Genomic DNA, 14110 nt, shown 5'->3' on the forward strand with positions numbered 1-14110 from the left:
CCAAGAACGGACACCGGGCGATGGCACAACGGCAACTCAAGCTTGGCGCGTTCATGCGCCCGATCAGCATCCACACCGGTGCCTGGCGCTATCCCGGGGCTTGGCCGGACGCCAATTTCAACTTCGGCCACATCAAGACGCTGATCCAGAAGCTCGAGGCCGGCAAGTTCGACGCCTTCTTCATGGCCGATCACCTCGCCGTGCTGAACATGCCGGTCAATGCGCTCAAGCGCAGCCACACGGTCACCTCGTTCGAACCCTTCACGCTGTTGTCGGCGCTCTCGGCCGTCACCGAGCGGATCGGCCTGATCGCGACGGGCTCGACCACGTTCGACGAGCCCTATCACGTCGCACGGCGCTTCGCCTCGCTCGACCATCTCAGCGGCGGGCGGGCGGGCTGGAACATCGTCACCACCTCGAACCCGGATGCGGCGCTGAATTTCGGCCTCGACGACCACATGGAGCACGCCGAGCGCTACAAGCGCGCCCGCGAGTTCTACGACGTCGTCACGGGCCTGTGGGATTCCTTTGCCGACGACGCCTTCGTGCGCGACGTCGAAAGCGGCGTGTTCGTCGATCCCGCCAAGATGCATGTGCTCGACCATCACGGCAAATATCTGAAGGTGCGCGGTCCCCTCAACATCGCCCGCCCGGTCCAGGGCTGGCCGGTGATCGTGCAGGCCGGCGCCTCCGAGGACGGCAGGCAGCTCGCCGCCGAGACCGCGGAAGCCGTCTTCACCGGCGGCGGCAGCCTTGCCGACAGCCAGAAACTCTATGCCGATATCAAGGGCCGCATGGAGAAGGTCGGCCGCGATCCTGAACACCTCAAGATCCTGCCCGGCGCCTTCGTCGTGGTCGGCGACAGCGTCGACGAGGCCAAGGAGAAACGCGCGCTGCTCGACAGCCGCGTGCATTACGACAGCGCCATCGCCTCGCTCTCGGTCATCCTCGGCACGGATGCCTCCGGCTTCGATCCGGATGGGCAATTGCCGGAAATCCCGGAGACCAATGCCAGCAAGAGCGGTCGCCAGCGCATGGTCGACCTCGCGGCCCGCGACAAGCTCACGGTGCGCCAGCTCGCCCAACGCGTCGGCGGCTATGGCGGGCTATCCTTCGTCGGCACGGCCAAAACCATCGCCGACCAGATGGAGGAATGGCTGGTCGGGTGCGGCTCCGACGGCTTCAACATCATGTTCCCGTTCCTGCCTGCCGGCCTCGACGATTTCGTCGACAAGGTGGTCCCGGAGCTGCAGCGCCGCGGGATTTTCCGGAAAGAGTACGAAGGGCCCACTTTGAGAGAGAATCTGGGCCTGCCTCGGCCCAAAAACCGGTTCTTCGAGGCGTAATCGGCCTGATCTGGGTGCTTTTCGAGCCCTAAAATCTTGACATCAGGCGGTTTCTGGCTAGGTTGCCGGCCAACGCGGGCCATTTGGCCGGCTCCAGATTCCCTTCATTCCTGAGGTTCTGAACATGGCCAAAGCGGTCACCATCAAGGTCAAGCTCGTGTCCTCGGCCGACACTGGCTTCTACTACGTCGCCAAGAAGAATTCGCGCACCATGACCGACAAGCTGGTCAAGAAGAAGTACGACCCCGTGGCGCGCAAGCACGTCGAATTCCGCGAAGCCAAGATCAAGTAAGATCGCGGAACGTAGAAGACTTTTGCGGGGCCCTTTCGGGTCCCGTTTTATTTTGGCCCCTCTCTCGTGTCCGGATACGCAGCAGCGCCCCGTGGACGTGACGCTACGCTGCGAGCTGGGCACAGCGAGTCATGGCCAGATTTTTTTCAACCTTCGGTTGCTCGCTCCCGAATGTATGTTACCGTGCACTTGCCGGGCGGAAATTTCCGTCCGGATTTGGAAGGACATGGTCATGAGATTCGCATCAAGCCTTGTCGTGCCTTCAACCATCGCTGTCTTGTCGACCGTCTTGCTGTGCGCGCCGGCAGCGTCGCAAATCCCAACCGGCTCCGCCGCCACGATTCCTCCCGTCACGGTCGACGCGCCGAAACAGGTGGCAAGGCCGCACGTGTCGGAGCGAGGAGCAAACACAATTGCGCCGCGTCGGACTGCCTCAACAGCTCAAACGTCAGTCGCGCGAACGCCTTCGTATGCGCCGGGTTCTGTGATGGGGAGGATTGCCAGCCTGGAGAAAGTCGCCAGCAGCTGCAACGGTGGCTGTGCATCAAGCTTCCCAAGCGGCAAAGATCCCTGGGTTGGATGCAGCGTGTCGGGCGGCAACATAGACTACGGACCTTTCTCGCCGACCTGCCGAGACACCATCACCCACAAATCCTACCTGGACTGCGTCGAAACCAGGACGTTCCTGGGCGACAACCGAAACAAGGCTCACTGGTTGTGCAGCAGTCTGGCCGCCGGCAACAGGTTTAAGGTCGCCGATCTCAAGCGGTCAGGACGCACGCGTTAGTCCATCCCGTCCGCCGGCTTTCTGGCGCAGTTGAACTTAGCTCTCCTGTCGTAAGTTCGCGGACGTCACGGAGCTTGAATGGGCTTTTTCTGGCCCGTCTTGGGCGCTCGCGTGTCCCGGGCGCGCTGCAACGCGCAAGCGTTGCTGCGCAGAACCGGGACCCAGAAAGCCACACAATACAACCAGCGACTGGGCCCCGGCTCTGCAACGCACCGCTAAAGAAGCGCCGCGCTGCGCCGGGGCACGAGAGCGCGAGGAAGCGTGCTTCTGGAACTGTCTCCTCCGCTATGCGCTCCCGCTTCGGCTGATCACCGAGACGATCAGGGCGCTGCGACTGCAACCGTTTCTTCGATAATCCTCAGTTGTCCATTTTCGCTGGTCAGTATGGATGAGTAATAACCGTGAAACGGACGGTCTCCTACCTTGGCCTCCCATGTTCCAGCGTTGAGGACAAAGCTCGCTGATCTGAAGGCCATGTTCCCTCCGTTGGGTTCGCTATTGTGAATTGATATCGCTCAGCGCCGTTCGACAACTGAGCGTTGCTGCACCTCAATAAGCGCGGCAAATAAGTCGTCTGCTAAACCTGCACTTCCGCTTTCGTACCCTGGCCATTTCGAACCAGACGCGGCTCCGTTCCCGCCAAAAGCCTTTGGATGTTGGCACGATGGCGGATGATCACGTAGAGGCCGCCTCCGATCACCAGCAACCGATACGGCAATGGGTGCTCGACCGCGCAGACAAGAACGATTGACGTCAAAGCCGCGAGCATCGAGCTCAAGGAAACGATCCTGGTCATAGCCAGCACGAGGCCAAAGACGGCTGCAGCCCCCAATCCGACGGGCCAAGACATCGCCAGCAACACACCGAGCCCCGCGGCAGCCGACTTGCCGCCCGTGAAGTTCAGCCAGATCGATCGGCTATGTCCCAACAGCACAGCAAGTCCAGCCAGACAAACAGCCCATGGCACCCAGACATGCAGATCAGACGCTGTCGGCGGCGGGGATATTTCCGCGTACAGCCAAGGGCAGAACGAACGCGCGACGATGATGGCACCCACGCCCTTCAGCACATCGCCGACGAGCACGAACAAGGCAGCCCCCTTGCCGAGAGTGCGCAAGACATTCGTTGCCCCGGTGGACTTGGAGCCATGCCTTCGGATGTCGATGCCCCTGAGCAGCTTCCCCGCCAGATGGCCCGTGGGGACCGAGCCAAGGAGATAGGCGATCAACAACCCAACCGCGCCCGCTGTCCAAAAAGCCATGGGTTTTGGATCCAGTTTCCTGAACGCTGTTTTATCCCCGACTTCGTCTGACCGCTATACGTCACAAGTGGCCGATCACGGCCCCGAGGCTGCGACTGCGATCGAAGGTCTCTGCAGGTTGAAACGCGATGATAATGTCCGGCTGCCCCCGCGACGGGAAGGGTTCCTTTTTTCTCGCCGCCGGTGTTTCATCTGCGCGGCGGAGAACGGACATGCAGGGATCGCTGGGGGAAAAGATCGGTGAAGGCGCCTTCTCCGAGGCCTACGCCTGGGCGCCCGGTCAGGTCGTGAAGCTGTTTAAGGCCGGCGTCTCTCATCTGCTCGGCCGACACGAGGTACGCATGATCCGCGCCGTGCACGCCGCCGGCGTCCCCGTGCCGGCGGTGTTGGGAGAGGTGACGCTGGACGGGCGCTTCGGCATCGTGCTGGAGCGCCTCGACGGACCGACCCTGCGGCATCTCTCGCGCACCGGCGCGGTGACGTTCGAACAGGCGGGCGCGATCATCGCGGCTCTGGCCATGTCTCTTCACAAGACGTCGCCACCGCCGGAGCTCCCCTCCATGCGCGCGTATATGGAGAGCGAGTTGCGGCACGACGACGGCAAGGTCCCGAAGCACGTCGCCACTGACATCCTCACCCTGATCGATCGCCTGTCGACCGGCGGCGGGCTTTGCCATTGCGACCTTAGCCCCGGCAACGTGATCATGACTGCGGAAGGCCCCAAGCTCGTCGACTGGACCTTCGCGATGCGCGGGCCCGCCGCCCTCGATCTTGGGTTCTTGCATGTCATCCTGTCCGAGCTCGGCCCGAAAATAGCCGACAATCCGGAGCGGCCGCGCGCGACCAATGCGGCGGCGCAATCCGAATATGCGCGGCTGGCCGGCATGTCTCTGGCGGAGTTGACGGCGGCAATGGAGCCGTATTTGCCTATCGTCCGCACCTTCGTCGTCCTCGGAAACGTGGTGCCTGCGCTGCGGGAGCAACTGATCCAGCGCATCGAAGCGGGGCTGCGCGCGAAAGACTGAACCGTCCGCAACCTCGATTCCTGTTCGCCGTCTCAAGGCGCTCTCGATCACCGAGCAAATCTCGGCAGCCAGTGGAGCCGTTTGGCACAATCGGGTTGTATCGGGAGGCGGCCCTCGCGCTTGGTACAGCCAAAATCGGCATTCTTGGTCCTGTTTTATAGCCGGGCGCAACGCATCTATTCGCTGACGACCGGCGACCGGAGCGATCCCTATCCATCAGGATGAGTGGGAGCCCCGGTCAATGCGGAGAGCGGAGATTGCGGACACGAAGACACGAGTTCCACACAGCCTGACATTCTGTGGATGCCGGTGCGTCCACGCTCTTTGCATTATTCGCCCAAGAGACAAATGACCGAGGAGATAATTCCCATGAAGGCGATCGTTGTAACGGACCAGGCCGCAGGAAGGGCCGGGATGAAGCTCATGGACCGGCCCGAGCCGCAGGCAGCGATAAACGACGTCGTCGTTCAGGTTCATGCGTCGGGATTTGTACCGACTGAGCTGGCGTGGCCCTCGACCTGGACCGATCGCCTCGAACGTGACCGAACACCGTCGATCCCTGGGCACGAGCTGGCCGGAGTGGTCTCCGCCCTCGGATATGGCACAACGGGACTATCAGTCGGACAGCGGGTGTTCGGCCTCGCGGACTGGTATCGCGACGGCACGCTGGCCGAGTATGTGGCGATCGAGGCACGCAACCTTGCACCGCTGCCGGGCGACGTCGACTTTACGGTAGGTGCGAGTCTGCCGATCTCGGGCCTGACGGCGTGGCAAGGGCTGTTCCAACACGGCCGCCTTCAGGCGGGGCAAAGCGTCCTCGCACACGGCGCGGCCGGCGCAGTCGGATCGATGGTGACGCAACTCGCACGAGAGGCCGGCGCCTACGTCATCGGCTCTGGACGCGCCGCCGACCGTCAGACGGTGCTCGACTTCGGCGCGAAGGAGTTCGTCGACCTCGACAACGATACCCTGAAGGACGTGGGCAAAGTCGATCTGGTCTTCGATGTCATCGGCGGTGACATCCAGAAGCGATCCGCAGCACTGATCCGAGCCGGAGGAACATTGGTGACGATCGTGGGGCCGGCCGAGACGCGGCCCTCCGATGGCCTGGCGGTCGACTTCGTCGTCGAGTCCGATCGAGCCCAACTGAGTGAGATCGTACGGCGGGTGCGGGACGGACGACTGCGGACGAACATCGGCAACGTCTCGACCCTCGATGATGCCGTCGCCGCGTTAAATCCGACCAAGCGACGCAAGGGGAATACGATTATCCACATTCGTCCCTGAGAGACGCACGCCCATTGATGCGCGCGACCGGCCGGCGATCACCAGCAGCTCGGATGCCCGCTGGATTATCCGCCGCGATGGAGACGAAGCATGCGCTTCCGCCCTGCCAGGGCGTGTACTCATTAAGCGGCCGCCCGCCAGATGTCCGGTTTACCGCCAACATCGGCCGCAGACCTGAAGGCCTTCGAGGTCGCAGATGGGCCAATGGGAGACGTCACCGACGCCCAAACTTGACTGACGCAACACCGCGGCTAGCGAAGCGGGCGGGACCGGCTGAACAAGAAACCGCTGGGAGTGAACTTTCGGGCTACTGCGAGCGCGCTGGCCTCGCACGTTTCGAGCGCGATCTTCTGGGCCAGCATGACGTCGCCAATCGGAAGATCGCCAACGGGCAGGAAGCACAAGCCGATCTTTGGGCGACCGTTTTCGCCGATCTCGCAGACATTCGCAGCCGCTCCCGCATAGATCCTATAGCGGTTGCCCGTATCGCCGCCGACCACATCGAAATAGCCTGTTTGCGTGAATTGCCGCCGCTGGAGGGGCGAGAGGCAATGCCGCAGCAGCAGCAGCGCGCGTCCTTCGGGAGTGCTCTCGGCGCCGTGTCTAATGAACAGCGCCTTTGCAGCCCTCATCCGTGAGCGTTCACCCGGCCGGGACGGCCTGAACAGCCACACGGCTCAGCGATTCAGCCGCCGACCAGCCTGGGGAAGAAGAGAGTTTCTTCCGCAGTGGGGTCGAACGATCGGATCTGCGACACCTGATTTGAACCGGTCCGGACCGCGGCGGTGAAGCCGACGTTCCTCAGCTCGCGGAATCGCTGCTCCGCCTTGGCTACTTCTCGTGCATCGTTGGCGTCGAAAAAGTGACGGCTGTCGCCGGTACTGTCCATCACGACTTGGATCGGCATGCGGATCCCTCCTTGTTGCTTCATGACTGAATGTTGTCGAAGCTCCGAAACCGGCGCCGGAAGGCGCAACAAAATGGGCCCCAGCTCCCGGGGGGCAATGGGGGAAGAGCTGGGGCCCGACTGAATCACCCACTTGGGGATGGGCATTGGGAAAACTTGGTAACTGACGAGTCGTTCCAAACTGCCGTTCCGCCTACAAATGTTCAGCGGCCTCTGTCGTCCTTGCCGTTGGGACTACCATCGCCGCCGCCGTTACCCCAGCCATTGTTGCCGTGGTGGTGGACCGCGCTCGCACCCGATTTAGCAATTGCATCGGACGTGAGGGAGGTGGAGAGCAGCAGCGTTATGGCTGGAGGTGTCACCACCGCGAACTTTCCGCAGGTCTTCAGAAATTCGCGGCGGTCATCGTCTTCGTCGGGCATGGGGTCTCTCCGGAGCTGGCGCAGAGATTAAATACCTTAAATATTATTAAATCAATTGAACCATGTTAATAAGTCCGGTCACAAAGTGCGACAATAAGTTTCGTCCGGCTTCGCACTTTTCGGAACTTCCTCAGGGGCAGCGGACCGAAGCCCTCAAGCGTCGTCAGGTGCGCGGACCCGGCAATCTCCGGTCATCAGTATGCAGGGCGACTATGTTGAGCAGCCTGTGTCGGAGATTTAGTTCGCACTCAGGGACGAGTGGGCGATGTTCCGTGGCTAAGTGACGACTTTGAGCGATGGTTCGTTGGCTGCTCGAGCAGGCACGTGTCTCGGCGCTGAATTCTTCGGCCATTTTGCGCTCCTAACATGCAGGCGGGAGCGCGGAATTGTCTCTCAGCCACCGACGCCTACGGTTAGACCCTCGGCCGGCGATGCGTATCAATGTGCGAAGTCGCTTATCATTGCTGGCGCTTCTCGTCCCCTCCTTCTCAGCAGGAGTGAAGGCGAGCGCTTGGAGAGGTTTTAGGAGGAAGCCCACCATCCGTCGGGGAATGGCTCCAGCAAAGTCCGATTGACTTGGTTGTCGTTGTCAGGGGCTGATAGGGCCTGCATTCCAGCTTGGTGGCGCGCGGCGACGGAAGCGGACAGACAGGGCGCCTGGTTCACGAGTTCGAAGGCGGCGCGAAGCAGGATGTGTCAAGCGTAATGGAGGCACACTGCGGGCGCTTCGCTCTGCTTCTTCGACTAGACCTCGAATATATTCCAATTCTGAGAGCTGAGAGGTGAGTTCGCTAAGTCGTTGGGCATAAAGGATTGCGCGAGAGCTTCGCATGAATGTTCTCCCCTGCGCAAAAAACTATCGGGAAAAACCAGCAAATCAATTTAACTATGTTAACGGGCTCGGTCACGAAAGTGCGCCCATAAGTTGCTCCAAGGCTATTCGAGGCTTCGCTACTCCCTCAGGGGCAGCGCGATGCGCTGGAGTCCGCTTTGGGCCGATTTTGTTGCAAAAGTTGGCTGCAATGGATTTGGCCGCTGGGCCTTTTGTTGAGCCGCGCTTTGAAGCGCTGGCCCTGACGCATTTTACGCAACTTTGACGCTACGCTACGCGATGCGCAGAACCTGAGCCGGCGGCGGTCGTGCGACCAGCGATGCAAACCGCCTCAGATTCTGAGCGATGGCGGCTAGAACAAACTCATCCTGGGCACCTTGCGGGCCTCGCAATCGGAGCCGACCAAGCTTCAGGATGCGCTTCAAGTGTGCGAACCTCATCTCGATCTTCTTGCGCTGACGCCGAGAGAGCTCGAAGCCCTCGGTGCCAGCGAACGACCGGGCAACGTCTCGGGCATGCTCATGGATATCGCGCGGGATCTTGCGTGATGGTTCCTTTGGGCAGCACTGCGGTTTGAGCGGGCATACATCGCAGTCGAGCTTGCTGGCACGATACAGAAGGGTCTTGCCCTCGTGCACGGTACCGCTCGTCCCAAGCCGCTTACCACCCGGGCAGTGGTAAACGTCCCCGGTTGGGTCATATCGAAAGTCGCTCCGCGAGAAGGTGCCATCATCCCGCTTCGACTTATCGAACACAGGGATATGCGGCGCGATGCCCTTCTCCTCGACCAGCCAGTTCAGCATCGGAGCCGCTCCGTAAGCGGTATCCCCGACAAGTCGCTCTGGCTTGAGACCAAAGCGCTCCTCGGTTCGTTCGATCATGGTTTTTGCTGCACCGACCTCGGCCTGGCGAATGGCGCGGGAGGCCTCGACATCCACGATGACGCCGAACTTCACGTCGATGAGATAGTTGTCGGAGTACGCGAAGAATGCCGGCCCCTTGTGAGCGCCGGTCCACTGCGCTGCCGGATCGGATGGCGAGACAAACTTCGGGATGACATCGCTGGCGGCGCCCCACGCCGGATCGTCGAGGGTTGCCAAATACTCCTTCACCGCGCGGCTGGACCTGGCCGGATCGCGATCCCTGCGCCAGTCCTGACCTGCGATCGAGCGCTGCTTGTTCGCGTCGGCCGCAATCAGGCTCGCATCGACTGCAAATCCTTCGCCACCAACCAGACCGGCGGCAATGCATGTCTCGACAATCCGTTCGAACACGCGGCGGAGAACATCTCCATCACGGAAGCGCTCGTTGCGGGCGCGCGAAAATGCCGAATGATCCGGGACAGCGTCCTCGATACCAAGCTTGCAGAACCAGCGATAGGCGAGGTTCACCTGCACTTCACGGCAGATCAGCCGTTCCGAGCGGATCGCAAAGACATACCCCACGACCAGCATCCGGATCATCAGTTCCGGATCAATCGACGGGCGCCCCATCGACGAATAGTGAGATGCTAGTTCACCGCGAAGCCAGGACAGATCGAGAGCAGCATCGATCTTCCGCACCAGATGATCTTCGGGTATCGCGTCGCCAAGACGAAACTCGTAGAACAGTTGACCTTGGTCACTCTTCAGACGGCCCATCATGGATCGACCTCGCCGAGATTCGCGTCAACACAACGGAATCACGGTTCGTGACTTGTCTCAACCGACTTTTGCAACAAAATCGGCCCACTAGCGGTCCTCGACTGGCCGCGCTCCGTAGGTCAGCTACGGACCAATCGCGTCGATTTGGCGCTGCGGCGCTCAACGCAGGAACGTCCTCGTAGCTGCCAAGTTAAGCCGCCAAAATCACCTGTGAGGGAGACAAAGTCATGGCCCGCGCAACGGCCCACCCGGATCATCACTGCATCTCGAGCGAAGACATTCAGGGAACCGAGGTGTATGGAGCAGATGGAAAGAATATCGGTGAGATTGATCACCTCATCATCGACAAGGTGTCAGGCCGCGTAGCTTATGCAGTCATGAGCTTCGGCGGATTTGTTGGCTTGGGTCACAGCCACTACCCCATTCCATGGAGCGCTCTGACGTATGATACGTCGATCGAGGGCTTCCGAACCAATATCACAGAGCAACAGCTCAGGGATGCGCCGGAGTTCAGCGATGACTCCTGGCAGGATCGAGATTGGGAAACGCGAACCCACCGGTATTATGGGACACCCACTTACTGGGAAGCGCGAGGTGGCCTATAACGCCAGACGACGCGCCGGAATTTTCCAATCGTGAGTGTCAGCTGAATTGATCGGCGACCCTCGTGGATGCTGTCGGATCGATCTTCCGACCCATACCAGCATTGAGCTTCGCTGGACACCGTCCAGCGAAGTTCAGGCAGTTTTGATTGATGAGCCTTGCAGCGAACAACGCCTGCCGCCCGCATCGGAGGCGGAGGATGTCGCTCATTGGTTTTGCTCAGCTTCTCTCTAGAGTCAGCAATGGGTTCAAGCGGCGCCCAGCGGGCATTACCGTGAAGGTCCGCTTCGCACCAATTACGGAAGTCCCAAATTGGGCGCGGCGCTGGGCACTGATCGGGGCAGCGGTACCACTCCGTTTGATGATGCCGCGCTCCACGAAGTTCGCTCAAGCCGCTGGACGCCTCGCCTACGCCGTCCGCAACACCGGCGCCGGCGGCTGCGACGGCCGGATCAGCGCAAACGCGACCTGGATGATGCCGCCGGCCAGCCCCAGCGCGACGCCGATGCGCCAGGCCATCGTGTACGAGCCGAGCGCGTCGTAGAGCAGCCCGCCTCCGTAGGCACCGAGGAAGCTGCCGATCTGGTGGCTCATGAAGGCGAGGCCCTGGATCATCGCCTGCCAGCGCAGGCCGAACATCTCGGCAACCGCGCCCGCGACCAGCGGTCCGACACCCATCCACAGGAAGCCCATGATTGCGCCGAACAGCAAGGTCGAGGCAGGCGTCGCCGGCAACATGAAGTACCAGGCCAGCGCCAGCGAGCGCAGGACGTAGATGCCGCCGAGCAGCGCCAGCTTGTTCCAGCGCTGGCCGGCCCAGCCGAAGAACAGCGAGCCGAGCACGTTGAAGCCGCCGATCATCCCGAGCGTCTGCGCGCTCAGCATCGGATCGAGGCCGCAGATCGCGAGATAGGACGGCAGGTGCGTGGTGAGGAACACGAGCTGCATGCCGCAGACGAGATAGGCGCAGGTCATCACCACGAAGGACGCATTGCCGAAGGCGGTCTTCGCTGCAATCATCGCCGTGGCATCGACGATCTCGTCAGTCGCGGGCTTCGGCAGCGGGACCGCGTCGACGCGCCCGGCATACCAGGCCGCCGGGATCATCAGCACCGACATCACCACGAAGCCGGCCAGCCCAATGCGCCAGCCAAAGCCCTCGTTGAGCATCTGCCCGATCGGCGCTGACAGCAGCGCGCCGAGCGAGCCCGCGCCGGAGACGATGCCGAGCACGGTGGAACGCACCGTCGCGGGCACCGCGCGCGCCGCCACCGACATCGCGATTGCCGCCGCGGTGCAGGCGAGCGAGGTGCCGATCAGCACACCGGCGCCGATCATGATGGCGACGAGACCGTTCGCGGTTGCCATCAGCACCAGGCCCGCGATGTACATGAACGAGCCTGCGATCATGATCGGACGGAAGCCGTAGCGCGTGGTCATTGCCCCGGCGAGCGGCTGGAGAAAGCCCCAGGCGAGGTTCTGCACGGCCAGCGCCAGCGTGAAATCGGAGATCGACAGATGGATGTCGTGGGTCAGCGGCTGCATGAAGATGCCGAGGCTCTGCCGCAGCCCCATGCTCAGCGTCAGCATGATCGAGGCGCCGATCAGGATGGGCAATGTCGGGCGCAGGACCTGCAACAGGGGCATTTTTGTCTCCCTCATCGGCGCGGCGCGAGCGCCGTCGTCTGCAATATCAGTTGATTTTGGTTACACAGACCTGTGTACTTAGGCTATGAATAGCGTGCGCTGTCAAGCAAACAGGACATTCACCGCCGCATGGCTCCCCCGCCCGCCCCACAGACGATGAAAGAGCGGATTCTCGAGACCGCCGACAAACTGTTCTATCTTCAGGGCATTCGCGCCATCGGCGTCGACACCATCGCGGCCGAGATCGGCATCTCCAAGCGCACGCTCTACAACCACTTCCCCTCCAAGGACGCGCTGATCGCCGCCTACCTGGAGCGCCGCTTCGTGCAGCCCCGCCCCTCCGACAAGCCCCCGGCCGAGCAGATCCTCGCCACCTTCGATTCGCTGGAGCGCCGCTTCGCCGCAAAAGATTTTCGCGGCTGCCCGTTCGTGAATGCCGTCGCCGAACTTGGCCCGGCGGACCGCGCCGTAAAGAAGATTGCCATCGCCTTCAAGGAAAGCCGCCGCACCTGGTTTCGCGATCGCCTCAATGAGCTCGGCGTTGCGAACGCAGAGGCACTCGCAACGCAGCTTGTGCTGCTGGTCGACGGCTCGATCGCGCAGGACCTCGTCCGCGACGACCCCGCAATGGCCCGCGCCGCGAAGGAAGCGGCGACGGTGCTGCTGCGGAATGCGGGGGTGACGGTGGGAGATCAGACTACGGTGAAGCGAGGCAAGCGGCCGGCCCGGCATCCCTGAAGCAGCTGCAACATCAGAACCCGCCGCTCGCCGCAAGAAGTACGGATCGGAAAGCACGCACCGCAAGGTCCGTTTGCCGTGCTTCACCCTTCGATCTCTTGAAGCGAGTGGACTGAGAGGAACCATCGTCATTTCGGCGTAGTTGACCTTCTTTACACCGGAGAAGGTCATGAATCGAAAATCGCTTCTTCTTACAGCCGCACTGTCCTTCGCTGTTGCCGCTCCCGTCTTCGCACAAGGCGGCGGCGGAGGTGGTGGCGGCGGAGGCGCGGGTGGCGCAGCTGCGAGCGGCGGCGCGTCCGGATCATCCGCCAGCTCAGGCGCAGGCACTGGCACGTCTGGCGCCGCCAATGGAGGCCACTCGGCGCCATCCGGCATGGGCACAAACGGAACCTCAACCGGCGCTCACACCAACAACTCTCCAACCAACCCGAACGTTCAGCCCCCGACGCCGAACGGGAATACCGCGAGCACACCGACCACCACCGGCGCGGGCAACACCGCGTCAGGATCGACACAGGCGGGCACGCCAAACGGGACCGACAGGTCCGGTATCACGTCCACCAACGGCGCCAACAGCGACAACAAGAACCAGATGAGCCCCGCGGAGCAGGCAAGAACGGGGATCAAGACGCTTCCACAGGATCAAACTCCAGGAGCCGTCAGTGCGCCGGGTGTTGGCGTCGGTCATGCGGCGAACGGCTTGCCGATCGGTACGCCCGGTTCAGGGACCAGCAACGTCGATCAGAAGTGACCCGGACTTTCTCCATCTCCACAGGGCCCGCTACGGCGGGCCCTTTCTGTGACGTCCTGAAGGGAGTGGACGAGGCCTAGGGCTGCGAGGGCGAGACATGGAGTAAACTTGGCATCAGGCGGCCCTGCCGATACACTGGTTTTTTTTGGGGCGTGCCCATGATTAGATTTTCGTCGTTGCTGCCAATTTCATTTCTGATCATCTGCACCCCGGCCTGGGCCGACGAGATGAAGATCCAATTCACGTTTGGACCTCCGCGGCCCTGCACCACCGTCTTTCCCAATCCCGAAATCAAGATGAAGAGTGTTCCGCCCGGCACGCGCACGATCGTCGTCAAGTTTCGCAGAGAGAAGAACTACGAGATGGGGGGCCAGGAGATCCCATTTCCTTCAGACAACATCGTGAAGCCGGAGAGCTTGCGAACCTGGGGCCCCTGCAATTCCGGCCTGTACACTTATGAGGTCATCGCGAAGTCCAGCACGGGCGCGGCCCTGGCCAAGGCAGAATGGTCGGAGCCCTATCCTCCCTGACCTGAAGGGTGGACGCCCGCTTGTTCGCCGTGGCGT

Annotated in this window: 15 protein-coding genes; 8 read left to right on the forward strand and 7 right to left on the reverse strand. The window is 61.8% G+C overall.

What is annotated here, in order from left to right; genetic code table 11:
• Nucleotides 1–20 precede the first annotated feature (20 nt).
• Nucleotides 21–1346, forward strand: coding sequence for an LLM class flavin-dependent oxidoreductase (locus tag IVB19_RS21090; protein ID WP_247338478.1), 1326 nt, complete (start codon nt 21–23; stop codon nt 1344–1346).
• A 124-nt stretch (nt 1347–1470) separates the two neighbouring features.
• On the forward strand, nt 1471–1638 hold the full coding sequence (gene rpmG, locus IVB19_RS21095) for a 50S ribosomal protein L33 (protein ID WP_007603295.1): 168 nt from the start codon (nt 1471–1473) through the stop codon (nt 1636–1638).
• Nucleotides 1639–3002: 1364 nt separating this feature from the next.
• Here rpmG and plsY read toward each other — a convergent pair.
• On the reverse strand, nt 3003–3686 hold the full coding sequence (plsY, locus tag IVB19_RS21100) for a glycerol-3-phosphate 1-O-acyltransferase PlsY (protein WP_085395627.1): 684 nt from the start codon (nt 3684–3686) through the stop codon (nt 3003–3005).
• Between the two features lie 212 nt (nt 3687–3898).
• Between plsY and IVB19_RS21105 the strand changes: the two genes are divergently transcribed.
• Nucleotides 3899–4711 carry an aminoglycoside phosphotransferase family protein gene (locus IVB19_RS21105; RefSeq protein ID WP_247296504.1) on the forward strand — a complete coding sequence of 271 codons (813 nt, stop codon included), beginning with the start codon at nt 3899–3901 and terminating at the stop codon, nt 4709–4711.
• 369 nt (nt 4712–5080) lie between these two features.
• Nucleotides 5081–5998 (forward strand): NADP-dependent oxidoreductase, encoded by a 918-nt coding sequence (locus IVB19_RS21110; RefSeq protein ID WP_085395626.1) that lies wholly within the window; start codon nt 5081–5083, stop codon nt 5996–5998.
• A 251-nt stretch (nt 5999–6249) separates the two neighbouring features.
• Here IVB19_RS21110 and IVB19_RS21115 read toward each other — a convergent pair whose 3' ends face one another.
• The 3 genes from IVB19_RS21115 to IVB19_RS21125 form a co-directional block, all read right to left on the reverse strand.
• Nucleotides 6250–6630 carry a hypothetical protein gene (locus IVB19_RS21115; protein ID WP_018455151.1) on the reverse strand — a complete coding sequence of 127 codons (381 nt, stop codon included), beginning with the start codon at nt 6628–6630 and terminating at the stop codon, nt 6250–6252.
• A 53-nt stretch (nt 6631–6683) separates the two neighbouring features.
• The gene (locus tag IVB19_RS21120) at nt 6684–6905 is read right to left on the reverse strand and encodes a hypothetical protein (RefSeq protein ID WP_026232889.1); all 222 of its coding nucleotides are present in this window, start codon (nt 6903–6905) and stop codon (nt 6684–6686) included.
• Between the two features lie 203 nt (nt 6906–7108).
• Nucleotides 7109–7327 carry a hypothetical protein gene (locus IVB19_RS21125; protein WP_085351389.1) on the reverse strand — a complete coding sequence of 73 codons (219 nt, stop codon included), beginning with the start codon at nt 7325–7327 and terminating at the stop codon, nt 7109–7111.
• Between the two features lie 830 nt (nt 7328–8157).
• Here IVB19_RS21125 and IVB19_RS21130 point away from each other — a divergent pair.
• Entirely contained in the window at nt 8158–8424 is a 267-nt protein-coding gene (locus tag IVB19_RS21130; protein ID WP_143275423.1) for a hypothetical protein, read from the forward strand.
• Between the two features lie 7 nt (nt 8425–8431).
• Here the strand turns inward: IVB19_RS21130 and IVB19_RS21135 are convergent, their stop codons facing one another.
• Nucleotides 8432–9802 carry an IS1182 family transposase gene (locus IVB19_RS21135; RefSeq protein ID WP_026233905.1) on the reverse strand — a complete coding sequence of 457 codons (1371 nt, stop codon included), beginning with the start codon at nt 9800–9802 and terminating at the stop codon, nt 8432–8434.
• A 227-nt stretch (nt 9803–10029) separates the two neighbouring features.
• Here IVB19_RS21135 and IVB19_RS21140 point away from each other — a divergent pair, with 227 nt between their 5' ends.
• Nucleotides 10030–10407 carry a PRC-barrel domain-containing protein gene (locus IVB19_RS21140; protein ID WP_018455153.1) on the forward strand — a complete coding sequence of 126 codons (378 nt, stop codon included), beginning with the start codon at nt 10030–10032 and terminating at the stop codon, nt 10405–10407.
• 406 nt (nt 10408–10813) lie between these two features.
• Here the strand turns inward: IVB19_RS21140 and IVB19_RS21145 are convergent, their stop codons facing one another.
• The gene (locus tag IVB19_RS21145; RefSeq protein WP_247297033.1) at nt 10814–12052 is read right to left on the reverse strand and encodes an MFS transporter; all 1239 of its coding nucleotides are present in this window, start codon (nt 12050–12052) and stop codon (nt 10814–10816) included.
• A 129-nt stretch (nt 12053–12181) separates the two neighbouring features.
• Between IVB19_RS21145 and IVB19_RS21150 the strand changes: the two genes are divergently transcribed.
• Nucleotides 12182–12790: a TetR/AcrR family transcriptional regulator gene (locus IVB19_RS21150; RefSeq protein ID WP_085384428.1), complete on the forward strand. Its 609-nt coding sequence runs from the start codon at nt 12182–12184 to the stop codon at nt 12788–12790.
• 438 nt (nt 12791–13228) lie between these two features.
• On the opposite strand, the gene IVB19_RS21155 is transcribed toward IVB19_RS21150, so the two are convergent.
• Nucleotides 13229–13420 (reverse strand): hypothetical protein, encoded by a 192-nt coding sequence (locus tag IVB19_RS21155; protein WP_085386298.1) that lies wholly within the window; start codon nt 13418–13420, stop codon nt 13229–13231.
• Nucleotides 13421–13702: 282 nt separating this feature from the next.
• Here IVB19_RS21155 and IVB19_RS21160 point away from each other — a divergent pair, with 282 nt between their 5' ends.
• Complete coding sequence (locus IVB19_RS21160; protein ID WP_085384430.1) at nt 13703–14074, forward strand: hypothetical protein; 372 nt, start codon at nt 13703–13705, stop codon at nt 14072–14074.
• The last annotated feature ends 36 nt before the right edge of the window (nt 14075–14110 follow it).

Source organism: Bradyrhizobium sp. 187 (assembly GCF_023101005.1).
GTDB classification, from domain to species: Bacteria; Pseudomonadota; Alphaproteobacteria; order Rhizobiales; family Xanthobacteraceae; genus Bradyrhizobium; species Bradyrhizobium canariense_D.